The sequence below is a fragment of the Sandaracinobacter neustonicus genome (genome assembly GCF_006385875.1).
In the GTDB taxonomy this organism is placed as follows: Bacteria; Pseudomonadota; Alphaproteobacteria; order Sphingomonadales; family Sphingomonadaceae; genus Sandaracinobacteroides; species Sandaracinobacteroides neustonicus.
In genome coordinates, this window is the sequence record NZ_VFSU01000028.1 from 119,683 (window position 1) to 141,156 (window position 21,474).

General features: G+C 67.3%; 20 protein-coding genes. 8 read left to right on the forward strand and 12 right to left on the reverse strand.

What is annotated here, in order from left to right:
- Nucleotides 1–5: 5 nt before the first annotated feature.
- The 6 genes from FJQ54_RS12150 to FJQ54_RS12175 all read left to right on the forward strand — a co-directional run bounded on the left by FJQ54_RS12150 (nt 6) and on the right by FJQ54_RS12175 (nt 5,417).
- Nucleotides 6–479: a UDP-N-acetylglucosamine--LPS N-acetylglucosamine transferase gene (locus FJQ54_RS12150; protein ID WP_140928681.1), complete on the forward strand. Its 474-nt coding sequence runs from the start codon at nt 6–8 to the stop codon at nt 477–479.
- Nucleotides 476–967: a glycosyltransferase gene (locus tag FJQ54_RS12155; protein ID WP_181160137.1), complete on the forward strand. Its 492-nt coding sequence runs from the start codon at nt 476–478 to the stop codon at nt 965–967. Before FJQ54_RS12150 ends, FJQ54_RS12155 begins: the two co-directional genes overlap by 4 nt.
- A gap of 22 nt (nt 968–989) precedes the next feature.
- The gene (locus tag FJQ54_RS12160; RefSeq protein WP_140928683.1) at nt 990–3,224 is read left to right on the forward strand and encodes a xanthine dehydrogenase family protein molybdopterin-binding subunit; all 2,235 of its coding nucleotides are present in this window, start codon (nt 990–992) and stop codon (nt 3,222–3,224) included.
- On the forward strand, nt 3,224–4,213 hold the full coding sequence (gene hemH / locus FJQ54_RS12165) for a ferrochelatase (RefSeq protein WP_140928684.1): 990 nt from the start codon (nt 3,224–3,226) through the stop codon (nt 4,211–4,213). Before FJQ54_RS12160 ends, hemH begins: the two co-directional genes overlap by 1 nt.
- A 77-nt stretch (nt 4,214–4,290) precedes the next feature.
- A complete protein-coding gene (gene phbB, locus FJQ54_RS12170; protein ID WP_140928685.1) occupies nt 4,291–5,013 on the forward strand; it encodes an acetoacetyl-CoA reductase in 723 nt (240 codons plus the stop codon).
- 197 nt (nt 5,014–5,210) lie between these two features.
- The gene (locus FJQ54_RS12175) at nt 5,211–5,417 is read left to right on the forward strand and encodes a ribbon-helix-helix domain-containing protein (protein ID WP_140928686.1); all 207 of its coding nucleotides are present in this window, start codon (nt 5,211–5,213) and stop codon (nt 5,415–5,417) included.
- Here the strand turns inward: FJQ54_RS12175 and FJQ54_RS12180 are convergent.
- From FJQ54_RS12180 to FJQ54_RS12200, 5 genes are read right to left on the reverse strand one after another with little or no spacing between them, the layout of a single operon-like run.
- Nucleotides 5,414–5,929: an NUDIX hydrolase gene (locus FJQ54_RS12180; RefSeq protein WP_328592180.1), complete on the reverse strand. Its 516-nt coding sequence runs from the start codon at nt 5,927–5,929 to the stop codon at nt 5,414–5,416. The genes FJQ54_RS12175 and FJQ54_RS12180 overlap by 4 nt on opposite strands.
- Nucleotides 5,929–7,167: an acyl-CoA dehydrogenase family protein gene (locus FJQ54_RS12185; RefSeq protein ID WP_140928687.1), complete on the reverse strand. Its 1,239-nt coding sequence runs from the start codon at nt 7,165–7,167 to the stop codon at nt 5,929–5,931. Before FJQ54_RS12185 ends, FJQ54_RS12180 begins: the two co-directional genes overlap by 1 nt.
- Nucleotides 7,164–8,198 carry a phosphotransferase family protein gene (locus tag FJQ54_RS12190; RefSeq protein ID WP_140928688.1) on the reverse strand — a complete coding sequence of 345 codons (1,035 nt, stop codon included), beginning with the start codon at nt 8,196–8,198 and terminating at the stop codon, nt 7,164–7,166. The genes FJQ54_RS12185 and FJQ54_RS12190 overlap by 4 nt, the downstream gene beginning before the upstream one ends.
- Nucleotides 8,199–8,210: 12 nt before the next feature.
- A complete protein-coding gene (locus tag FJQ54_RS12195) occupies nt 8,211–8,657 on the reverse strand; it encodes a beta/gamma crystallin-related protein (protein ID WP_181160138.1) in 447 nt (148 codons plus the stop codon).
- A gap of 4 nt (nt 8,658–8,661) precedes the next feature.
- Nucleotides 8,662–9,237, reverse strand: coding sequence for a beta/gamma crystallin-related protein (locus FJQ54_RS12200; protein WP_140928690.1), 576 nt, complete (start codon nt 9,235–9,237; stop codon nt 8,662–8,664).
- A gap of 167 nt (nt 9,238–9,404) precedes the next feature.
- On the opposite strand from FJQ54_RS12200, the gene FJQ54_RS12205 reads away from it, so the two are divergent.
- On the forward strand, nt 9,405–11,324 hold the full coding sequence (locus FJQ54_RS12205; protein WP_140928691.1) for an alkyl/aryl-sulfatase: 1,920 nt from the start codon (nt 9,405–9,407) through the stop codon (nt 11,322–11,324).
- Between the two features lie 508 nt (nt 11,325–11,832).
- On the opposite strand, the gene FJQ54_RS12210 is transcribed toward FJQ54_RS12205, so the two are convergent.
- From FJQ54_RS12210 to FJQ54_RS12230, 5 genes are all read right to left on the reverse strand, one after another.
- On the reverse strand, nt 11,833–12,666 hold the full coding sequence (locus FJQ54_RS12210; RefSeq protein WP_140928692.1) for a nucleoside/nucleotide kinase family protein: 834 nt from the start codon (nt 12,664–12,666) through the stop codon (nt 11,833–11,835).
- 33 nt (nt 12,667–12,699) lie between these two features.
- Nucleotides 12,700–15,138 (reverse strand): TonB-dependent receptor, encoded by a 2,439-nt coding sequence (locus FJQ54_RS12215; RefSeq protein WP_140928693.1) that lies wholly within the window; start codon nt 15,136–15,138, stop codon nt 12,700–12,702.
- A gap of 163 nt (nt 15,139–15,301) precedes the next feature.
- Nucleotides 15,302–15,481, reverse strand: a complete 180-nt coding sequence (locus FJQ54_RS12220; RefSeq protein WP_140928694.1) for a YezD family protein — start codon at nt 15,479–15,481, stop codon at nt 15,302–15,304.
- Nucleotides 15,475–16,167 carry an RBBP9/YdeN family alpha/beta hydrolase gene (locus FJQ54_RS12225; RefSeq protein WP_140928695.1) on the reverse strand — a complete coding sequence of 231 codons (693 nt, stop codon included), beginning with the start codon at nt 16,165–16,167 and terminating at the stop codon, nt 15,475–15,477. Before FJQ54_RS12225 ends, FJQ54_RS12220 begins: the two co-directional genes overlap by 7 nt.
- A gap of 102 nt (nt 16,168–16,269) precedes the next feature.
- On the reverse strand, nt 16,270–16,734 hold the full coding sequence (locus tag FJQ54_RS12230; protein ID WP_140928743.1) for an RrF2 family transcriptional regulator: 465 nt from the start codon (nt 16,732–16,734) through the stop codon (nt 16,270–16,272).
- A gap of 179 nt (nt 16,735–16,913) precedes the next feature.
- Between FJQ54_RS12230 and FJQ54_RS12235 the strand changes: the two genes are divergently transcribed.
- Nucleotides 16,914–17,924, forward strand: a complete 1,011-nt coding sequence (locus FJQ54_RS12235; RefSeq protein WP_140928696.1) for an NAD(P)H-dependent flavin oxidoreductase — start codon at nt 16,914–16,916, stop codon at nt 17,922–17,924.
- A gap of 363 nt (nt 17,925–18,287) precedes the next feature.
- Here FJQ54_RS12235 and FJQ54_RS12240 read toward each other — a convergent pair whose 3' ends face one another.
- Nucleotides 18,288–19,883 (reverse strand): ATP-binding cassette domain-containing protein, encoded by a 1,596-nt coding sequence (locus FJQ54_RS12240; protein ID WP_140928697.1) that lies wholly within the window; start codon nt 19,881–19,883, stop codon nt 18,288–18,290.
- Nucleotides 19,880–21,457 carry an ATP-binding cassette domain-containing protein gene (locus FJQ54_RS12245; protein WP_140928698.1) on the reverse strand — a complete coding sequence of 526 codons (1,578 nt, stop codon included), beginning with the start codon at nt 21,455–21,457 and terminating at the stop codon, nt 19,880–19,882. Before FJQ54_RS12245 ends, FJQ54_RS12240 begins: the two co-directional genes overlap by 4 nt.
- Nucleotides 21,458–21,474: the final 17 nt, after the last annotated feature.

Here is a 21,474-nt window from a genome sequence, read left to right on the forward strand (position 1 = left end):
TTCGCATGACCCGTGTTCTGGCGATTTCCTCCACCGGGGGGCATTGGGTGCAGCTGAACCGGCTGATGCCCGCGTTCGAGGGGTGCGAGGTGCATTGGGCCTGCACCAGCGCCGATCATGAAGCGCGGCTCAACGCAGCGGCGAAGCGGTTGGGGCAGCCGGTGGCGAGCTATACCGCGATCACCGACGCGAACCGCTGGACCAAGGCCAAGCTGGTGAAGCAGATGCTGGAAGTGGTGGCGCTGCTGCTGAAATTGCGGCCGGATGTGATCGTAACGACGGGCGCGAGCGTCGGCTATTTCGCCATCCGGGTGGGGCGGCTGACGGGCGCGCGCACCTGCTGGATCGACAGCATCGCCAATGGTGACGAACTTTCCCTCTCCGGCGAAAAGGCAGGGCCGCACGCGGACCTGTTCCTGACGCAATGGCCCGAGGTGGCGAAGCCGGGCGGGCCACTTTATCGCGGGGCGGTGCTTTGATTTTCCTGACAGTGGGCACGCAGGAGCCGTTCGACCGGCTGGTGCAAGCGGTGGACGAATGGGCGGGCGCGCATGATGTGCCGGTGTTCGGCCAGCTGGGACGGCTGGAGGCGGGCAGCTACAAGCCGCGCAACTTCCCCTACGAACTGTTCATTTCCGCCGACGAGTTTCAGGAGCGGCTGGAAAGCTGTTCCCTGCTGGTGGCGCATGCCGGGATGGGCAGTATCATTTCCGCGCTGACGATGGCGAAGCCGCTGTTGATGATGGCGCGCCGCGCCGCGTTGGGGGAGCATCGCAACGAGCATCAGCTGGCCACCGCCGCTCGTTTCGCCGGGCGCGGCGGGCTGCATGTGGCGGCGGAAGCCCCGGACGTGGGGCCGATGATCGACCGGCTTCTGGCCGAAGCGCGCCAGCCTTCCGGGGCGATTTCGCCCTATGCCCAGCCCGAGCTGATCGCGGCGCTGAAGGATTTCATTCGCGGCGCATGAGTTTCGCGCGTAAAGTCCCGCCATGCTGAAGACACCGCCAGACGCGCCGCCTCGCAAATCCCGGTTCGTGCCCTCTCGCCGGGGGTTCCTGATCGGCGCGGGGGCGACGCTTGGGCTGGTGGTGGGCTATGCCTTATGGCCGCGCAGCTGGCCCAACGCATGGGAAGCGGGCGAAGGCGAAACGCTGCTGGGGCCGTGGGTGAAGATCGGGCCGGACGGCCGGGTGACGGTGCCGGTGCCGCAGGCGGAAATGGGGCAGGGCGTGATGTCCGGCTTTGCTCAGATCGTGGCCGATGAACTGGGCGCGAACTGGCAGATGATGGCGGTGGAGCCTGCGCCGTGGCATCCGGCCTATGCCAATGTGGGAATTGCGGGCGCGATGACGGGCGGGCTGCCCGGCGTGGTGCGCGGCCTTGGCAAACGGCTGGGCGAGGAGGCGATCCGCCGCCTGAACCTGCACCTGACGGGCGGCAGCAACAGCATCAGCAGCTATCATGACCAGTTGCGCGCAGCAGCAGCGGAAGCGCGGGCGCGGCTGGAGGCGGCGGCCGCCGAAGAATGGAGCGTGGCCGCCAGCGAAGTGCACAGCGAGAATGGCTTCATCGTCTACAAGGCGAACCGCATGCCGTTTGGCGCGGCGGCGAAACTGGTTGATCCGGATAAGGAACCACCCGCGCCGGTGCTGCGCGCCGTGGCGACGCGGCCGCTGGACGGCAAGCCGCTGCCCCGGCTGGACCTGCCGCTGAAGGTGGATGGGTCTGCCCGCTTCGGTGCGGACGTGCGGCTGCCGGGGATGGTCTATGCGGCGATCCGGCACGGGCCGGTGGGCGGCAGCCTTGCAGCGGCGTCTGCGCCCAAGGGCGTGGCGTTGGTGAAGGGGCCGAATTGGGTCGCGGCAACGGGGCTGACGACGTGGGAAGCCCGGCGCGCGCTGGACAGCGTGGAGGCGAGCTTCAGCGTTTCGGGCCGTAAGGCCGGGTCGTGGATCGCCGAGGAACTGGCGAAGGCGGCTGCCGGAGATGGCGGCAAAGAGGTGGCCTCGCACGGGGATGTGGCGGCGGCAGACGGCACGGTGATCGTGGCGGATTACGGCCTGCCCTATCTGGCGCATGTCTGCATGGAGCCGATGACGGCGACGGCGCGCATCGTCGGCGGACGGGCAGAGGTGTGGGGGCCGATACAATCGCTGACGCTGGCGCACTGGCAGGTGGCCGAGGCGCTGGGGCTGGAAGCCGATGCTGTGGTGATCCACCCCACCTTCCTTGGCGGCGGCTTCGGCCGCAAGGCGGAGCCGGACGCCATGGTGGAGGCGGCGCTGATCGCCAAGGCGGTGGGCAAGCCGGTGCAGCTGATCTGGAGCCGGGAGGAGGATATCGGCACCGACCGTTTCCGCCCGCCGGTGCAGGCGAAGCTGCGCGGGGTGCTGACGGCGGACCGTAAGCTGATCGGCTGGGACAGCCGGATCGCCGTGCCCGCGCTGGGCAACAGCTTCGCGCAGCGCAACCTGCCGATGATGGCGAGCGACGAGGACAAGCCCAACGCCGGCGACATCGAGGGGCTGGCCGAAATCCCCTATGCGGTGGAGGCGTTCCGCGCCATCCATGTGCCGGTGGGGCAGCCCGCGCCGCTGGGGTATTGGCGATCCGTGGGGCACAGCTTTTCCGGCTTCATCGTGGAAAGCTTCATGGACGAACTGGCAGCCGCCGCCGGGGCCGATCCGCTGGCGTTCCGGCTGGCGCATCTGACAGACAAGCCGCGCCATGCCGCCGTGCTGAAGGCGGCGGCCGATCATGGCAAATGGGGCGAGGCCGCGCCCAAGGGCTTCGCGCGCGGAATCGCGCTGCATGAAAGCTTCGGCTCCATAGCGGCGATGGTGGTGACGGCGGGCGTTGTCGGCGGGCGGGTGCAGATATTGGAAGTGGTGAGCGCGCTGGATTGCGGCCGCGCCATCGCGCCCGATTCCGTGCGGCAGCAGCTGGAAGGCGCGGCGATCATGGGCCTGTCTGCCGCGCTGGGCGAGGAAGTGACCTTCGCCGAGGGCGAAGCGGAGCAGCGGAATTTCCACATGTACGAGGTGCTGAAGCTGGCGGATTCGCCGCATCGGCTGGCAACCGTGATCGTGCCGAGCGACGGCCCGCTGGGCGGCGTGGGCGAGCCGGGCCTACCCTGCGCTGCGCCTGCACTCGCCAACGCGCTGGCGGCGGCGACCGGCAAGCGGGTGCGGCAACTGCCGCTGGCGAAAGCTTATACCGCCTGATGGCAAGCGGGCGGACGGGATTGCTGCTGATTAATCTGGGGTCGCCGGATGCGCCGACCGAGGAGGCTGTGCGGCGGTATCTGGACGAGTTCCTGTCCGACCGGCGGGTGGTGGAGATTCCGCCGCTGATATGGCAGCCGATCCTGAAGCTGTTCGTGTTGCGCACGCGGCCGAAAATCTCTGCCGCCAACTATGCGAAAATCTGGGACAGGCAGGCGAATGAAAGCCCGCTGAAGGTGATCACCCGCGCGCAGGCGGCGGCGCTGGAGGGGGCGTTCGGCGCGGATGTGGTGGTGGATTGGGCGATGCGATATGGCACGCCCTCCATCGGTGAGCGGCTGGAGAGGCTGCGCGCGGCGGGCTGCGAGCGGATCTTTGCTGCACCGCTTTACCCGCAATATGCGGGCGCGACGACGGGCACCGTTGAGGACGAACTGGCGCGCGAACTCGGGCGGCAGGGCTGGAAGCCTGCGCTGCATGTGCTGCCGCCCTATTATGACCATCCCGCCTATATTGCTGCGCTGAAAGTCTCGCTGGAGCGGCAGCTGGCGGCGCTCGATTTTGTGCCCGAAGCGGTGCTGCTGAGCTTCCACGGCCTGCCCAAACGCAGCGTGGAACGCGGCGATCCCTATGAACGGCATTGCCGGGAAACGGCGCGACTGCTGCGGCTGGCGTGCGGGCGCAGCGAAGCGGAGATGCCGTTGGCCTATCAGAGCCGCTTTGGCCGCGCCGAGTGGCTGCAACCCTATGCCGAGCCGTTACTGGCGGAGATGGCGCGCGGCGGCACGCGGCGGGTGGCGGTGTTGACGCCCGGTTTTGCTGCGGACTGCATCGAGACGCTGGAGGAAATCGCCATCGGCGCGCGCGAGACATTCCGTGCGGCGGGCGGCGAGGAGTTCGCCGCCTTGACCTGCCTCAATGCATCCGACGAAGGCGTTGCCATGTTGCAGCAGTTGCTGGGCGAGTTTCAGGACAGCGCAATTCGTTGAGCCGTTCTGCGAATGCGCAACTTGTGCGCGCGCTGCGTGGTCGCTAGCGTGGCGCTAAGAGGATAGGGAGAGGTTTCATGGCACGCGTTGCATTGGTCACCGGGGGCACCCGGGGCATCGGCGAAGCCGTCTGCACGGGGCTGAAGGCTGCGGGCTTCAGCGTGGCGGCGGTTTATGTGGGATCGGATGAGCGGGCGGCGGACTTCACCGCGCGCACCGGAATCAAGGCGTGGAAGTTCAACGTGGCCGATCATCAGGCCGTGCTGGACGGCGTGGCCGCGATCGAAGCGGAGCTTGGTCCGGTGGATGTCGCGGTGAACAACGCCGGGATCACCCGCGACGGCACGCTGCTGAAGATGAGCTTTGAGGCGTGGAAAGAAGTGATCGACGTGAATCTGGGCGGCTGCTTCAACATCGCCAAGGCGGTGTTCCCGGGCATGCGGCAGCGCGGCTGGGGCCGGATCGTCAACATCGGCAGCATCAACGGGCAGGCCGGGCAATATGGGCAGGTGAACTATGCGGCTGCGAAAAGCGGCATTCACGGCTTCACTAAGGCGCTGGCGCAGGAAGGCGCGAAATTCGGGGTGACGGTGAACGCCATCGCGCCGGGCTATATCGACACCGACATGGTGGCAGCGGTGCCGCCGGATGTGCTGGAAAAGATCGTGGCGAAAATCCCGGTGGGGCGGCTGGGCCATGCCGAGGAAATCGCACGGGCAGTGGTGTTTCTGGCGGGTGAGGATGCCGGGTTTATCACAGGCAGCACGATGAGTGTGAATGGCGGACAGCATATGTACTGACAAAGGCGGCCGGAATTAGCGCGAAGCGCTAACTTCCGGACTCGCCGAAGTCACGGCCGGCGGAATCGGCGATCTCTATCGCCGATATCCGGCCGACGGCGCGGGCTTTGCCCGCGTTTTTCTTTCTTTTCTTCCTTCTTCCCACACCCAACCAAAGCGGACTCGGCAGCTAAGCTGCCGGCCGCTATACCCACCCCATGCTGAAGAAACGCAGCTTCACAATTCAAGGCCACCGCACCTCAGTCGCGCTGGAACCCGAATTCTGGGCCGCGTTCGACGCCGCCGTCGCGGCCGACAACATCACCCCAACCGGCTGGATCACCGCGCTGGACGAAGCCCGCAGCACCCCGCTCGCCAGTGCCATCCGGGTGGAATTGCTGCGCCGCGCGGGCAACCGCGCTTAAACCAGCGAAAGCCCGATCAACAGCCGCGTATCAATCGCACACCCTCGCGCCCGCGCGGATTCGATAAACGACGGAATCTGCGAGACCGGCACGATATGCGGCACGATTCCCTCATTATCGACCCCGCCGCCCGGCCCCGTGCGGGTCAGCCGGGTGGCGCGGTAGAGGTGGAAAATCTCCCCCACCATGCCCGGCGAAGAGGCGAATTCGCCGAAGGCTTCCCAAGTCTCCGCTTCGAAGCCGGTTTCCTCGAACAGCTCGCGCCGGGCGCTGTCGAACACATCCTCGCCCTCGGTCTCGTCGCCCACCAATCCGGCGGGCAACTCGATGCAGGGGCAGCCCAGCGGCGCGCGATATTGTTCCACCAGCACCAGTTCGTGCAAATCTGTCAGGGCAACGATCACGGCCGCCTGAATGCCGCGCGCGCGCTTCACAAACTCCCACTGCCCGCCATCGCCCCATGGCGCGACATGGGCTTCCAGAAACTTGCCCTTCCAGACGGCAGTGCTCACTATTCGGCGGCTTTCACATAGGGGATGGGCAGCCCGTCGGCCGTGGGCGTGGCTTCGAATTCCGAACCTTGCCGCAGGATCTGCCGGCCGATGGCATATTTATGCACTTCGGTGGGGCCATCATACAGGCGGAACGGGCGCATGTCGCGATAGATCATTTCCACGACGGTTTCGTCCGTCACGCCGATGCCGCCCAGCACCTGCACGCAGCGATCCGTCACCTGGAACAGCCGTTCGGAGATTTCGGATTTTGCGATGGAGCTTTCGTGGCGGCCCTTAATGCCCTGATCCATCAGCCATGCGGTCTGCCATGTCAGCAGGCGGCTCACTTTCAGGTCGATCTCATTCTGGGCCAGCATGAACGACACGCCCTGATGCTCGCCGATGGGTTTGCCAAACGCGGTGCGGGTGCGGGCATGCTCGATGGCGATGCTGTGCGCGCGGGCGGCTGCCCCCAGCCAGCGCATGCAGTGCGTCATCCGCGCGGGTGCCAGCCGCATCTGCGCATAGCGGAACGCCTGCCCCACCTCACCCAGCAGCGCGCTGGCGGGCAGCTTCAGATTGTTGAAGCGCACCACGCCATGCCCTTCGACATAGTTGCGGTCCATCGAGTTCATCACCCGCTCGATCTCGATTCCCGGCGTGTCGCCATCGCACAGGAACAGGGTGGGGCCATCCGGCCCATGCGAATTGGGGAGAACACGGGCCATGATGATCCATGTTTTCGCGCCGTTGGCCCCGGTGATCAGCCATTTCAGCCCGTTGATGGTGAAGTGGCTGCCATCGAACAGGGCCTCTGTTTTCAGCTGCGCCGGATCAGAACCGGCACCCTCCGGCTCCGTCATTGCGAAGACGGAGCGCTGGTGCCCCTGCACCACCGGCTTCAGCCAGCGTTCGGCCTGATCGGGGCGGCAGATTTTCGAAAGGATATACATATTCCCCTCGTCCGGCGCGGCGCAGTTCATCGCCACCGGGCCAAGGGTGGACCAGCCCGAGGCTTCCAGCACCACGGCGATTTCGATGTGGGAAAGCCCCTTGCCGCCGAAAGTGGTGGGGCATTGCAGAGAGAGCAGATCGGCCGCGCGGGCCTTTTCCACCATCTCCTGCCGCAGCTCGTCCGTTGGGCCGTGCTGAGTCAGGCGCGGGTCGCGTTCATAAGGGACGATCTCGTCAATCACGAACTTCCGGGTGCGCGCGGCGAGTGCCGCAAGTTCGGGGGAAATGGAAAAGTCGATCATGGCCGGTCCTCAAACTGGTCGAGCGCCTGGGCGAGGATCGCCCCGGCAAGGGATGCGAAGCCCGCATAGCGGCTCCCGGCCAGCCCTCCCTGCTGCCACAAGCGATAGAGTTGCATCCATGCCGTCGCCAGCCGCAGCCGCGCGAGGCCGAGATGCCAGCCCAGATGCGGCGGGATATCTCCGGCCGCGCGGGCATAGGCCTGAACGGCGGCCTTGCGCCCCGGCCAGCCGGGCGACAGCGAGGGGATGGCGTTCAGCGCATGGGTTTCCGCCGGGTCCCGCGGCTCGATCCAGTAAGACAGCAGAACCGCCAGATCGAAGGCGGGCGGGCCCAGCGTGCCCATGTCCCAATCGATCAGGGCCGTGGGTGTACGGGATTCAGGATCGACCAGCAGATTGTCGAACTTCGCATCCATGTGCAGCAGCCGCGCGGGCGGATCAGGCGGCAGCAGCGCTCCCAGCCGTGCCAGCAACGGCGCAAGCGCGGGCGGGGCCTCCGCTGCGAAGGCGGCTTCGGCGCGCTTCGTCCAGCCCTTCAGCTGCCGTTCTGCAAAGCCCGTGGTCTTGCCGAGATTGGAAAGGCCCGCCGCCTCCGGCTCCAGCGCGTGCAGTCGGGCCAACGTGCCGGTGATCGCCTCGATCAGCCAGCCGCTGTCTGTCGCAGTCAGGCCCGGCGGCAGCTCTCCGCCGATGGCGAGCCCGGGGCGATATTCCAGCAGCTGGAACGGCACGCCGATCACGGCGGGATCGTCGCAAAAGGCAAGGTTGCGCGGGGCCAGCGGAAACAGCGGGTTGAGCGCCGTCAGCACGCGGGCCTCGCGCGCCATGTCTGATGCGCCATGTGCCAGCGGCCCGGCCGGGGGGCGGCGGAACACCGCCGCTTTGCCGTTCGCGCGCACCAGATAGTTCAGGTTCGCCAGCCCGCCCGCGAACTGGCGCGGCGCTTCGGCGGCATCCAGTTCGATGCCGCGGGGCCGCAGCCAATCGGCGATGGCGGCCCAATCCTGCGCGGCGGCGGCTTCACGAAACATGTGCGCGGCTTGTCAGGCCTTGGGCTTGCTGTCGGCGGGCTTCGCCTCATCCGGCTTGGCAGCTTCATGATGCTTGCTCGGCTCGTCCGGCTTGGGCTTTACCTCCGGCGCGGGCTTCGGTGGCGCGACATGCACGGGCGGGGCAGGCTTGGCCGTCGCGGCCATCGGCAACGGTCGCGCCGAACGCACCATGCCGGAAAAGGCGCGTGGCAGGTTCAGCTTGGGATTGGATTCGTGAATGGTGCGGCAATCCCCGCCGAAGAAGGGGCGGGGGCAGATCTGCCATGCCTGCCCTTCCAGCACCCGCACGGAGCGGGGCGAGAAGTTCATATTCGCGCTTTCCGCTTCCAGCGAATAGCGCGCGCCCTGAAAGTTGCGCTGGCTGAACATGGCGATTTCCGCGGCTGCCGGGGCGGCCGCGACACAGGAAAGGGCAAGGGCTGGCAGCAGCAGTTTCATCGGTTCAGAATCCCGTTCGAACGCAAAGGACATCGGCCAGATAGACGCGGCGGTTTTCCGTTTCCATCAATTGATAGGCAGCCCCGCGCCAGCCCGCATCCACGCAGAAGCGATCCGCCGTCTGCGCCGCGCACGTCGCCGTGGCCGAGCCGTTGCGGCAGGCCAGCACCCGGGAATTGCCCTGCCGGGGGGCGGGGAAATATTCAGAGGCCATGCCCTTCAGGCGCTGGCCGGTGATGGGGCCGCCGCCGGGTCCGCCGGGGCCTCCCGGCCCGCCACCCCAACTGCCGGTGGGCCGCATCGATTGCAGCCGCCCGGGCCAGCCGAAGGCGCGGCGCAGATCGGCGTTGGAGCGCGTCACCGTCAGGCAGCGACCGCGGAAGTTGGGTTCGGGGCAAAGCTCCCACTCTCCGCTGGCGATGCGGATGGAGTTGACCTGGAAGTTCAGCCGCATGTCGGCGTTGGCGCGGTCTACCGCGACCGCCGGGCCGCTGAAGTTCGTATCGCGGTAAATGGTGGCGGATTGCGCCAGAACCGGGGCCGAAACTGCAAGGCCAACAGCCACAAGAATCGCCTTCATCGCGTTTCCTCCCATCAGAGCCGGTTTGAACTGCTAGCCGGGCAGGCGAGCGCTTGCCAGTGCCCAGTTTCGGACGAACCGCCTGCTCATCATCGAATATATCAGGCATAGCCGGAAACCGGCATGATTTAAGACAAAAAATGGGGCGTTGCGGAGGAGAAGCAGGCATGAAGCGGGGATGGATGGGGCTGATGGTGGCGGCGTCGCTGCTGCACGGCGGGCCGGGCGCGGCGCAGGCGGTTTCCGCCTCCACGCGTGCGGCGAACGCGGCCATGGCGGCCTCGCTTCCGGCGGATGACGGGCAGGATGCCGACTTCGCCGCGCGCGGATTTCTGGGCACATGGCCATCGCCCACCATCCCCCGGGATGATGGTAAGGGCATCGCATGGGATTTCGCCGCGCTGGACCGGCTGAAAGGCCCCGCTCCCGCCAGCGTGAACCCCTCTTTGTGGCGGCATTCCCTGCTGCTGGCGAAGCATGGCCTGTTCCGCGTGTCAGACAGGGTGTGGCAGGTGCGCGGCTTCGATCTTTCGGTGATGACGATCATTCGCGGCGACACCGGCTATATCCTCGTCGATCCGCTGCTCTCCGCCGAAACCGCGCGCGCCGCGCTGCAACTGGTGCGGCAGAAGCTGGGCGACCGGCCGGTGACGGGGCTGATCTATACCCACAGCCATTCCGACCATTTCGGCGGCGCGGCAGGCGTGATCACCGAGGCAGAGGCGAAAGCCATCCCGATCCTCGCGCCGGAGGGGTTCCTTGAACATGCGGTCGCCGAAAATGTGATCGCCGGAAACGCCATGGGCCGCCGCGCCGTCTTCCAGTTCGGCGCGACCTTGCCGTTCGCGCCAGACGGCCGGGTGACGGCGGGCATCGGCCCGGCTGCTTCCGGTGGCAGCATCGGCCTGATCCCGCCCAACGAGTCCGTGAAAGCCACCGGAGACACCCGCCGCATCGACGGTGTGCAGTTTGAATTCCAGCTGACGCCCGATACAGAGGCCCCGGCGGAGATGAACTTCTATCTGCCGCAGTTCCGCATCCTGCACCTCGCGGAAAACGCCAACCCCACCATGCACAATATCCTCACCCCGCGAGGCGCGCTGGTGCGCGATTCCAAGGCCTGGGCGGATCAGCTGACCGTGGCGTTGAGGCTGTGGGGCGGCAAAAGCGACATCCTCGTCACCAGCCATGGCTGGCCGCGTTTCGGCCAGCCCGTCGTCGCCGATTTCATCGCCAGCCACCGCGATGCCTACAAATATCTGCACGACCAGTCCGTCCGGCTGATGAACATGGGGCTGACGAAGGACGAGATCGCGGAGGCCATCGATCTGCCGCCCGCCCTGAAGGCGCGCTGGTTCAACCGGGGCTATTATGGCACGATGAACCACAATTCGAAGGCGGTCTATCAGCGCTATCTCGGCTGGTATTCCGGCAACCCCGCCGATCTGAACCCCTACCCGCCCGAAGCGTTGGGCAAGCATTATGTCGAGGCGCTGGGTGGGCCGGACCGCGTGATCGCGCTCGCCAAAGTTGCCGTGGCCCAAGGCGATTACCGCTGGGCCGCGACGCTGCTGGATCACCTCGTCTTTTCCGGCGCGTCCACGCCCGAAGCCAAGGCGCTGCTGGCAGACAGTTACCGCCAGATGGCCTACGCCGCCGAAGGCTCACTGTGGCGCAACATGTATCTGACAGCCGCGACCGAACTGGAAAACGGCCCCCGCGCCGTTTCCACCGGGGCAACCGGAATCGCCCGGCTGATCCCCACCACCATGCTGCTGGACCTGATGGCCGTGCGGCTGGTGCCCGAACGCGCGCCAGCCACCCCCTTCACCGTGGCGCTGGTGTTGCCGGACGTGGCCGAACGCCACTTCATCACCATCCGCAACGGCGTGATGATCCACGAATCCGACGTGGCAGATACCGCCGACGTGACCGTCACCATGCCCCGAGCCACCTTCCTGCGCGCCATCGCCGGGGCAGGAGCCAGCGGCCCACCCCCGCAGATCGAAGGCCGGGCAGACCTGCTGCCGGTGTTTCTGGGGCTGTTCGAAGCACCACCCACGGATTTCCCGATCGTGACGCCTTGAGGGGTGGGCTGCGGGTTTTTTGCCTCCGGCGGGCAGGGAAATGATTTCCCTGCACCCTCAAAATTGGCGTTGCGCCCGAATTCCAGCATCGTCTGAGTAATCAGCTTTGATTGCCTGCGGCGCACCGGAGGCTCTCTCTCCCCGCTGGGGAGAGAGGTGGAGAGAGGGGAGCAACGCCGGGCCTGACCAACAAACCCTCCCCACCCGCTCAGCCTGAGCTTGTCGAAGGCCCCTGAGAAAACCGCCACCCTCTCCACCAACCCCCCAACGTCACCCCGGATCAAGCCCGGGGTGACGTTGGGGGGAGGATGGTGGAGCACGCCCAAAAGCGCCGCAGGCAATCAATCCCAGCCTCGCACCAAGCGGATGGCCCCCACCCCAACCCCTCCCCTAAAGGAGGAGGGGCTACATAAAAGTCCGGGGGTGCAGGGGCGTCACGCCCCTGCCGGGTCTCGGGCAGAGCCCGAGCCGCCGGAGGCCTCCAGCGCCTCCACCAGCACCCACACCCTCACTCCCAATCCAACTCCGGCCGCACCAGCTTCAGGCTGTGATCCCGCGCTTTCGCCACCAGAATGTCCGCCAGCGGGCGCGCGCGGGAGATATGTTCGTGCAGGTTTGGCAGGTTGATTTGCCGCCACACCACGGTGCGGCCGAAGCCGCGGGCTTCGGCCTCGCTCAGGTGGCGGAACTGGGCGTAGAAGCTGGTGGGGTCGGTTTCGGCGGCGCGCCAATAGCTCATGAAGCGGTCAAGGAACCAATGTTCCAGATCTTCCTCGGTGGCGTCCAGATAGAGGAGGCTGTCCAGCGCGTGGATCACGCGGCTGTCGCCTGAAACAGGGGCGAAGCCCAGGCCTTCCACCAGCAGGATGTCGGGCCGGTCGATCCGGCGGGTGAGGGCCGGGTCCACATCGTAAAGGCTGTGCGAATAGGCGGGCACCTCCACCGGGCCGTTGCGGGCGGCTTCCAGCGTGGCGGCGAGCCGGGCTGAATCATAGCTTTCCGGGAAGCCCTTGCGCATCAGCAGGCCGCGCGATTCCAGTTCGGCATTGGGGAACAGAAAGCCGTCCGTCTGGATCACCTCCACCCGCCAATAGGGGGCCAGCGCGGCGGCCAGTGAGGCTGCAAGGGTGGATTTCCCCACCGCGACCGAGCCTGTCAGCCCGGCGATGGTGGGGCCATGCACCCCGTCGCCATGGCGCGTGGCGACGAGCGCTGCCAGTTGCTCGACACTTATCGGGCGGGCCATCGCGCCGCACGAACCTGTGATGCGCCGGCGGTGCCGTGCAGCTTGATGCCCATCCTCATCGCCGTGCAGGATGGCGCGGTTTTGCCGATTGCTCAAGTCGGCGGGGGCGCATGTCCCCCGCCAACCACCTTAAAAGCGATAGCTGATGGTGCCGCCGAAGGTGCGTGGATCGCCCAGCTGGGCCGAAATCAGCCCGGTGTTGCCCGGCGTAACAGCCAGCGATTCATAGTAATTCTGATCGAAGGCGTTGCGCACCCAGCCGAAGATATCCAGCGCCTCGTCGCGGAAGCCGAAGCGGAAATTGTGCAGCGAATAGCCGCGGATATCGGTGTAGATCGACCGCGAGGCGTTGGACGAGAAGGTGGAGCGATAGCTCGCTTCATAGCCCAGATAGACTTCGCCCTGCTTGCCCAGCAGCGTGGCTGGCAGATTGCCTTCCGCGCCCCACGAGAAGGACCAGCGCGAAATGCCCGGCAGCCATTGGCCGGAGACGTCGCAATTGGCCGGGCTGTTCGCCCCCGGCGTGGAGGGCGCGCCGATGGGTGTGCCGCTCGGCCCGCCCGCCAGTTCCGGCGGGCAGGGGGCGTCCACGAACTTCACGAACTGGTGATCGGTGAACGCGCCCGAGAGATAGGCGTTGATCCGCTCCGACGGGCGGACGGAGAAGTCCGCCTCCACCCCGCGCACCCGCACCTTGTCGGCGTTGGCGAGATAGCCGCGCAGCGTGCTGGAGCCGGAGATGTTGCTGATCACGCTGGCCTGAAAGTCGCGGATTTCCGTCCAATAGGCGGCGAGGTTCAGCGTCGCCCGACGGTCCCAGAACTGGCTTTTCAGCCCCAGTTCGAAATGATCCACCTTTTCCGGCTTGATCTGCGCCACTTCCAGCGCGGGCAGGCCGTTCGCAAGGTTGGGCACGCCGTTCAGGTTGATGCCGCCCGTCTTGAAGGAGCGCGCATAGGTCGCATAGCCCAGCACATCGTCGCTGATCTCGTAAGACAGGTTGAGATCGAACGAGAGGTTCCACGCCGAGAAATTCGGTTCGAAATATTGCGAGGCTTGCAGTCCGCGCTGCGCGGCGATCCACGGATCGTTGTAATAGGGCGCGGTGGGGCTGTTGCTGACGATCTGCCGTGTGCCGTCCGAGGCATTGCCCGTCACCACGGAATCGTAGGAACCGTCCTTCTTGTCATAGTTCAGCCGGATGCCCGGGGAGACGGTGAGGCGGTCCGTCGCCTTCCAGTTCAGCTTGGCGAAGGTCGCGAGGGAGAGGTTGTCCAGCCGGATGTCATTCTCCGCGATCACCCCGTTCAGCACCGCTGGGTTGCGGGACAAGGCGCTGCTGGGGTTCAGCAACCACGCGCTGGCGGCGGGGCCGGATTCCTGCACGCCGCTGGTGCGGATCTTCTGGTAGAACAGGAAGCCGCCCACCACCGCGTCGATTGGCCCGGTTTCGAAGGCATAGCGCAGTTCCTGCGTCCACTGGTCCTGCTTGGTGGGGTTGTTCACCTTGGTGTAGACAGGCAAGCCGGTGAAATCGCGGTCATTCTTCGGCCCCCAGTCCCAATAGCGCCAGGCCGAGACAGAGGTGAGGCTGCCCGGCCCGACATCCCATTCGGCGCGGATGGAAAGCCCGCCGAGTTCGTTGCGGGCGGCGATGTCCGCGTCCAGATCGGTCAGCCGGTCGAACGCATTGGTGCTGGGCACTTTATAGCCGGGGAACAGCGCCGTCAGCGCCGCATACTGGCGGCTGGCGACACGCTGGGTGGTGCCCAGCCGGGCATAAATCTGGCCGCAGCAGATCGGATCCTGCAGGTTCCAGTCGCCGGAGAAGGTGACTCGGAACGTGTCGGTGGGCTTCCACAGCAGCGCGCCGCGGATACCGATATTGTCCTGCGAATTGATCCATGTGTCGGTCGCGACATTGTAGATCGTGCCGCGCCGGTCCGTCGCGGAAACGCTGATGCGCGCCGCCAGCTTGTCGGTGATGGGGCCGGAAACGGACGCCTTGGCCTGCTTGAAATTGAAGTTGCCGATGGAGACTTCGGTGCGCCCCTCGAACTCGAAACTGGGGGCGCGGGTGGTGATGTTGATGGCCCCGGCCGTGGTGTTCTTGCCGTAAAGCGTGCCCTGCGGCCCGCGCAGCACTTCGATCTGCTCCACATCCACGAAGTCCAGCGTCGCGGACGCGATGCGGTTGTAATAGACCTGATCGACATAGACGCCGACGCCCTGTTCGAAGCCGTCGTTCGTCAGCCCGAACGGCGCGCCGATACCGCGAATGTTGATGAAGGTGTTGCGCGGGTTGGTGGAGAAGAACTGCAACGAGGGCTGCAACTGCGTCAGGCGGCTGATGTTGAACACGCCCTTCGCGTCCAGCGTCGCGCCATCCACCACGGAGATGGCAAGCGGCACGTCCTGCACATTTTCCGCACGGCGGCGGGCGGTGACGACGATGGCCCCATCATCCGCGAATGCGGCGTCGGCTGCGTCGGCGGCCTCCTCTGCGGCGGCCGGTGCGGCCAGCGCTGCGAGCGCGACGCCCGCGAAAATGAAGCTGCGGATGGTCATGCGAAAATCCCCTGAATCCCTGATGCGCCCTGAACGGGCTGATTGATTGCGTGTGCGCCCGCCGTCCCTGCGGGCAGGCGGGTGGACGGCCCTTTCCGGGGCCGCCGAAGCGAAGTTGAACAAGCGGAGCGGCGCCGGTCGTCCGGTGGCCGCGCCAGTTGGGTCAGTTGTTTGGAAAGCGGGTGCGTTCCGTTACGTCGATCTGCACCAGCCGCCCTTCATGTACCGTCAGGCGGATGTCGCCGAAGCGCACGCGGCCCAGCGCCTCCACGATCAGGGAAACGGCCGAGTCAGGCACCGGCTCCGGGCGTGGCGAATCCTTACGAAGCGGCTGCGTCACCATGGTCGGGCCTCCGGTTGCGGGTCGGCTGTGCGGGAATGAAAACGGGCCGCGTCTGCCAGCGACCGCTCCGCGTCGGCGCGCAGGCTGGCGCTGTCGCCCAGCCGGTCGATCAGGGAAATGCCCAGCGGCCAGTCCCCCAGCCCGCTGTCAGCGTTGATGTGGCCTGCGTGCCCGGCATCCACCAGATGGCTGCCCCAGCTCCGCGCAAAACGGGCTGAGCGCTCAAAACTGGCGTGCGGATCGTTGCGGCTGGCCACAAGGATGGAGGGGAAGGGCAGCGGCCCGGCGGGCACCGGCGCGAACTGGCGCAGCGGCGGCCCGGCCAGCGCCGAATCCGCATCCGCCGGGGCCACCAGCAGCGCGCCCGCTACCGAATCCCGCGCCGCGATCCCGGCCAGCGCTGCCCACCAGCCGATGGCGATGCAGCCAAGGCTGTGCCCCACCAGAATCACCGGCTGGCGCGCGGCGCGGACGGTCTGATCGATCCGCTGCACCCACAGCTGGCGATCCGGCGTGTCCCACAGGCCCAGATCGACACGGGAAAACCAGGGGTAAAGCTGTTCCCAGCGGCTCTGCCAATGGCCGGGGCCGCTGTTGTTCAGGCCGGGGATGTTCAGGATCTGCGGTGTCCCGCCACGCGCGGGGCCTCCGGGTTGATCGGCGGCGAATCGGCTGCTGTTCGGCATCGTCGTCTCCCTTCCTGATGATGGAGGGGAGCCTAACTCAATCGCAACTGTAGACAAGTGGAGCGGCCCCAAGCAGTTCTTGGGCCGGTTAAAGCGATCCTATTACTGGACGGGTTGCGCGGGTGCCTCTGCCCGCTGCGACGGCAGTTCCACCTGCCCCGGCAGCGGATCGGCCAGCGTCAGCCGGTCCAGCACGTCTGCAGTGGCGTCGCGCACGGCCAGCATCACCAGCCGCAGATGGCATTCGCTTTCCGGCACGCAATTGTCGCAAGGCTCATAGGCCAGTCGCGCCGCGCAGGGCACCAGCGCGAGGGAACCACGGGTGATGCGCACGATGTCGCCATAGCTGATGGCGGAAGGCTCCCGCTCCAGCCAGTAACCGCCCGCCCGGCCGCGCTTGGTGCCGATGATGCCTTCGCGGGACAGTTCAGACAGGATCACGGTGAGGAATTTGCGCGGAATCCGCTGGCTGTCGGCGATTTCGCCGATCTGCACAGGGCCTTCGCCATAGCGACCCGCCAGATAGAGGAGCGCCCGCATGGCGTAACGCGACTTCATGTTCAGCATCGTGGCCAAGGCCATGCGCCCAAGCAGGCTTCATATCAACCCATTCGGCAGAGTTTGTCCGCACCCCCGCCACTTCAAAAGCGGACTGTTGCGCCGTCGGCACTCAGGCTGGCACTCAAAACAGGTGCGCGAAGGCGCTGGCTCGCCCTAAGGAACGCGTGAAAAACAGGAGAATTGCCATGCCGTTTCGCACCCGGATCACCGATATGCTGGGGATCGAGCACCCGATCGTTCAGGGGGGGATGCAGTCCATCGGCGTCGCCGAACTCGCGTCCGCCGTTTCCAACGCGGGCGGCCTCGGCATCCTGACGGCGCTCACCCAGCCCAGCCCCGCTGCGCTCGCAGCCGAAATCGAACGCTGCCGGGGGATGACGCAAAAGCCCTTCGGCGTGAACGTCACCGTGTTCCCCACCACCATGTCGCCCGATTATGTCGGCTTCGCCAAGGCCGCTCTCGATGCCGGGGTGCGCATCTTCGAAACCGCCGGCACGCAGGCCGTCGCCGAAGTGTGGGAAGTGGTGAAGGCGGTGCCCGGCACCGTGATCCTGCACAAATGCACCGCAGTCCGCCACGCGCTGTCCGCCGAGCGCAAGGGCGTGGACATCATCTCCATCGACGGCTTCGAATGCGCGGGCCACCCCGGCGAAGACGATATCCCCGGCCTGATCCTGATCCCGGCCGCGGCAGACAAGGTGAAAATCCCCATGCTCGCCTCCGGCGGCTTCGGAGACGGGCGCGGCCTTGTCGCCGCGCTGGCGTTGGGCGCGGAAGGCATCAACATGGGCACCCGCTTCTGCGCCACCGCCGAAGCCCCCATCCACCCCAACGTGAAACAGAAGTATCTGGAGAATGACGAACGCGGCTCGCACCTGATCTTCCGCAACTTCCACAACACCGCCCGCGTCGGCAAATCCGACGTCTCAGACGAAGTGGTGCGCCGCCTGAAAAACCCGGACGCCAAATTCGAAGACGTGCGCGAACTCGTCTCCGGCGTGGCCGGCAAGGAGCTTCTGCAAACCGGCGACCTGTCCAAGGGCGTGTTCTGGGCCGGCATGGTGCAAGGCCTGATCCACGACATCCCCACCTGCGAACAGCTGATCAACCGCATCATCAGCGAAGCCGACGCCATTCTGGACCAACGACTGGCCGGGTTCCGCACGGGGGCTGCGGGGGCGACGAAGGCGGCCTGATTTGCAGCGGGCGACGTTGGGGTAGAGCGGTGGGCGTTGAGATGAGGGGGCTTTACCCCCTCAAACTCCCCCAGCAGGGAAATGATTTCCCTGCACCCTCAAAATTGGCGTCACGCCAAGCCTCTAGCCCCGTGCGTGTGATCATCTTCGATTGCCTGCGGCGCTACGAAGCTCTCTCCCCCTGCAAGGGGGAGAGATGGAGAGGGGGTGTCACCGCAGGGCCCGATCCGCTGACGTCACAACGCGCGCAACAGAAGCGCCGCAGGCCATAAACCCCCAACCTCGTACCAAGCGGATGGCCCCCACCCCAACCCCTCCCCTAAAGGAGGAGGGGCTAAGAAAACGTCGGGGGTGCGAGCGGCGTCACGCCCCTGCCGGGGTGAAGGGGTGGAACCCTTTCATTTCCAACCCAGCCACCCCGCGCATCGCCGGCCGATGCGTCGCGATCACCGCACCCGCCCCGGTCTCCGCCAGCCAAGCCGTCAACCGGCGCGCCAGTTCCGCTTCCGTCGCGGCGTCCAGCCCTTCGCTGGGTTCGTCCAGCAGCAGCCATGGGCGGCCTGCCAGCAGGGCGCGGGCCAGTGCCAACCGCTTGCGCTGCCCGCCTGACAGGCGCGCGCCGCTGTCGCCGAGGAAAGTAGAAAGGCCGTGGGGCAGGGCGCGGACATCTGCGCTGAGGCAGGCGGTTTCCAGCGCAGCCCACAGCTGCGCTTCAGAGAGGCCGGGTCGGGCGAGGCGGAGATTGTCCTCCACGCTGCCCGCGATCAGCGCCGGGTCTTGTCGGGCCAGCGCGAATTGCGCGCTGAGGCTCTCAAACTGCAACTGGCGCGGATCTTCGCCGTTTACCGCCAGCGGCTCGGGGGCGTCGGTGCGCAGGCCCGCCAGCGTTTCGAGGATGCGCGTTTTGCCGGAGCCGGAGGGGCCGGTGAGCGCCAGCGTCTGCCCCGGCTCCAGCCGCAGCCCGTCGATCTCGATTGGCTGCGCGCCGGGTGGCAGATGGCGGCGCCGCGGCTCCGGCTCTGCGGAGAGCGCTTCCAGCCGGGCGAGGCCGGTGCGGGTGCGGGCTTCCTCCAGCCGGAAGCGCAGCGGCCCGGCCATCGCTTCAACGGCGACGAGGACGGCCAGCGCAGCTGCTGCCGCCGCCGGGGCGTTGCCGGGCGCGGCCGCGAAAATCAGCGCGGCGAGCAGCGGGCCGCACAACGCCAGCAGCCCGGCGGCGAACGCGGAGCCGCGCGCGGCGGCGCGGCGGGCCTGATCCATCCGCTCTGCGGTAGCGCGAAGCTGGGCGGTGGCGGTGTCGGCAAGGCCATAGATGGCGAGTTCGGGGCCGCCCGACAGCAGTTCGGCGAGTTCGGCCTTCAGCTGGCCATGCAGGCGCTGCGCGTCGGCGGCGGGCCTGTCCACGAAGCGGCGGGCGATGCGGGCCGTGGCCCATGGCAGCGCCAGAAACACCAGCGCTAGCGGGGCCAGCGCCAGCGGGCTGGCCCATGCCGCAAGGATCAGCGCGATGGCGATGGCCGCCAGCGCGGCGGGGCGGGCGGGGGCCTGCACCAGCCGGGCTTCCACCGCGTCGATATCGGCCGTCAGCCGGGCGACGGCTTCGCCCGATGTGAGCGGGCGCGCCTGCCGTGGGTCCAGCGCGGCGAGGCGGCCGATCAGGCCGGTGCGGACTTCCGCCAGCGCAAAGAAGGCCGCCTTGTGGGAGAGCAACCGTTCGCCATAGCGCCCGGCGGTGCGGACGATGGCCGAGAGGCGGATGAAGGCGGAGGGGATCAGATAGTTGAAGGCGGCTGCCGCCCCGGCGAGGCCCGCCAGTCCGGCGCCTGCAAGGAACCAGCCGGAGAGGCCGAGCAGGATGGACCCGGCCAGCGCGGCTGCGACAGCGCAGGCGATGGCGCGGCGCATGGTGCGCGCCTGAGCGGCAGCCTGTTCGGCGATCAGGGCGTCGATCTCGCTCATGGCAGCAGCAGAACCTTGTCCGCACGGGCTGTGAGCGCGAGATCATGGGTGGCGATGATGATCGCCTGCTTGCGGGACCAGTCGGAGATCGTCCTGCGCAATTCCGCTGCCGTTTCTTCGTCCAGATCGGCGGTGGGTTCGTCCAGCAGCGTCAGCGGGCGCCCGGCAATCAGCGCGCGGGCCACGCCAATGCGCCGGCGCTCTCCGCCGGAGAGGCCGGAGCCGCGCCAGTCGATCTCTCCGTGCAGCCCTCGCGCCTCGATCAATGGGCCGAGCGCGAGGCTGCGGGCGATGGCTTCGATAGCGTCGGGCGGGGTCTCCGGCGCGGCGAGTGCGAGGTTGGAGGCGAGCGTTCCCGCGAGGATCAGCGGCCGCTGCCCCGCCCATGCCAGCGGCGGCGGCCCGCCGGCTGCCCAGTCCAGCGTGCCGCCCGCGATGTCGGCATGGTCGGCGATGGCAGCCAGCAGGGTGGATTTGCCTGAACCCGTCGGCCCGCGCAGCACCAGCAGGCCGGTGGCGGGCAGCTCGAACGAAACGGGGCCGATCTCCGGCCCCTGCGGGTGCCGCACGATCAGCGCGCGCGCGGAAAGGCCGGTGAAGGGGGCCGTGCCGCTGGGGGGCAAAGGCTCCGCGACAGCCAGCGCCGCTTCGGCGGCCTCGCCCAACTGCTTGTCATGGTAGGCGGCGGCGAGGCGGCGGAACGGCAGGTAGAATTCCGGGGCCATCGCCAGCACGAAAAAGGCCGACAACAGGGACAGGCTTTCCGGCACAGGGAAGGGCAGGATGCCCAGCAGGCTGAACCCGGCATAGATGGCGACCAGCGCCACCGCGATCGCCGCGAAAAACTCGATCACCCCGCCCGAGAGGAAGGCGATGCGCAGCGTGGCGATGGTGCGGTGGGCGAGATCGCGGCTGGCCTCCGCCATCTGCCGCATCACCCGGTCTTCCGCGCCGAACAGGCGGATTTCCGGCAGCGCGCGCAGGCGATCGAGGAACAGCGCGTTCAGGTCGCCCAGCGCGCCCAGCTGCCGTTCCGCCGTGGCGCGGGCGGCGGTTCCCGCCAGCGCGAGGCCCGCGACGAAGGGCGGCAGGGTGAACAGCAGGATCGCCGCAGACGCCGGGCTGGCCAGCGCCACGATCAGCGCCACGAGCAGCGGCGCAACCACGGCGGCGGAGCGCAATGGGCGGAAGCGGGCTTCATAGCCCTCCAGCATCTCGATCGAGTCCACCGCGCGGCTGACGTCTTCGCCCGTCAGCCTAGTGGCGCGCGGGGCGGCCAGCAGCGCGGGCCAGTGCCGGGCGCGCTCGGCGGATTTGCGGGCGATTGCCGCCCTCAGGCCCAGATCGGTGGCAACCCATTGCGCGCCGGCGCGCAGCAGCCCGCCCGCCCCCAGCAGCAGGGCCGCCAGCCACATCGGCGGCACCGCGCCCAGCCATTGCGGCGTGCCCGCCACCGCCGCCACGCCCAGCGCAAGGCCGCCCGCCGCCAGCGCCGCGCCAAGCGCGTCTGCCGCCCAGGATGCGGTTGCTGCATGGCTGCCATGGCGGGGGGTGCGCGGTTCTGTCGCTGTCATCGCTTCGGGTTTGAGAT

Excerpts from the sequence above, each read along its gene's own strand:
- FJQ54_RS12205 (WP_140928691.1), top strand. The coding sequence starts at position 9,405 with ATGAAGCGGGGATGGATGGGGCTGATGGTGGCGGCGTCGCTGCTGCAC.
- FJQ54_RS12150 (WP_140928681.1), top strand. The coding sequence starts at position 6 with ATGACCCGTGTTCTGGCGATTTCCTCCACCGGGGGGCATTGGGTGCAG.
- FJQ54_RS12225 (WP_140928695.1), bottom strand. The coding sequence starts at position 16,167 with ATGCCGAACAGCAGCCGATTCGCCGCCGATCAACCCGGAGGCCCCGCG.
- FJQ54_RS12200 (WP_140928690.1), bottom strand. The coding sequence starts at position 9,237 with ATGAAGGCGATTCTTGTGGCTGTTGGCCTTGCAGTTTCGGCCCCGGTT.
- FJQ54_RS12220 (WP_140928694.1), bottom strand. The coding sequence starts at position 15,481 with ATGGTGACGCAGCCGCTTCGTAAGGATTCGCCACGCCCGGAGCCGGTG.
- FJQ54_RS12245 (WP_140928698.1), bottom strand. The coding sequence starts at position 21,457 with ATGACAGCGACAGAACCGCGCACCCCCCGCCATGGCAGCCATGCAGCA.
- FJQ54_RS12160 (WP_140928683.1), top strand. The coding sequence starts at position 990 with ATGCTGAAGACACCGCCAGACGCGCCGCCTCGCAAATCCCGGTTCGTG.
- FJQ54_RS12190 (WP_140928688.1), bottom strand. The coding sequence starts at position 8,198 with ATGTTTCGTGAAGCCGCCGCCGCGCAGGATTGGGCCGCCATCGCCGAT.
- FJQ54_RS12230 (WP_140928743.1), bottom strand. The coding sequence starts at position 16,734 with ATGCTGAACATGAAGTCGCGTTACGCCATGCGGGCGCTCCTCTATCTG.
- FJQ54_RS12235 (WP_140928696.1), top strand. The coding sequence starts at position 16,914 with ATGCCGTTTCGCACCCGGATCACCGATATGCTGGGGATCGAGCACCCG.
- FJQ54_RS12185 (WP_140928687.1), bottom strand. The coding sequence starts at position 7,167 with ATGATCGACTTTTCCATTTCCCCCGAACTTGCGGCACTCGCCGCGCGC.
- phbB (WP_140928685.1), top strand. The coding sequence starts at position 4,291 with ATGGCACGCGTTGCATTGGTCACCGGGGGCACCCGGGGCATCGGCGAA.
- hemH (WP_140928684.1), top strand. The coding sequence starts at position 3,224 with ATGGCAAGCGGGCGGACGGGATTGCTGCTGATTAATCTGGGGTCGCCG.
- FJQ54_RS12215 (WP_140928693.1), bottom strand. The coding sequence starts at position 15,138 with ATGACCATCCGCAGCTTCATTTTCGCGGGCGTCGCGCTCGCAGCGCTG.
- FJQ54_RS12240 (WP_140928697.1), bottom strand. The coding sequence starts at position 19,883 with ATGAGCGAGATCGACGCCCTGATCGCCGAACAGGCTGCCGCTCAGGCG.
- FJQ54_RS12175 (WP_140928686.1), top strand. The coding sequence starts at position 5,211 with ATGCTGAAGAAACGCAGCTTCACAATTCAAGGCCACCGCACCTCAGTC.
- FJQ54_RS12195 (WP_181160138.1), bottom strand. The coding sequence starts at position 8,657 with ATGAAACTGCTGCTGCCAGCCCTTGCCCTTTCCTGTGTCGCGGCCGCC.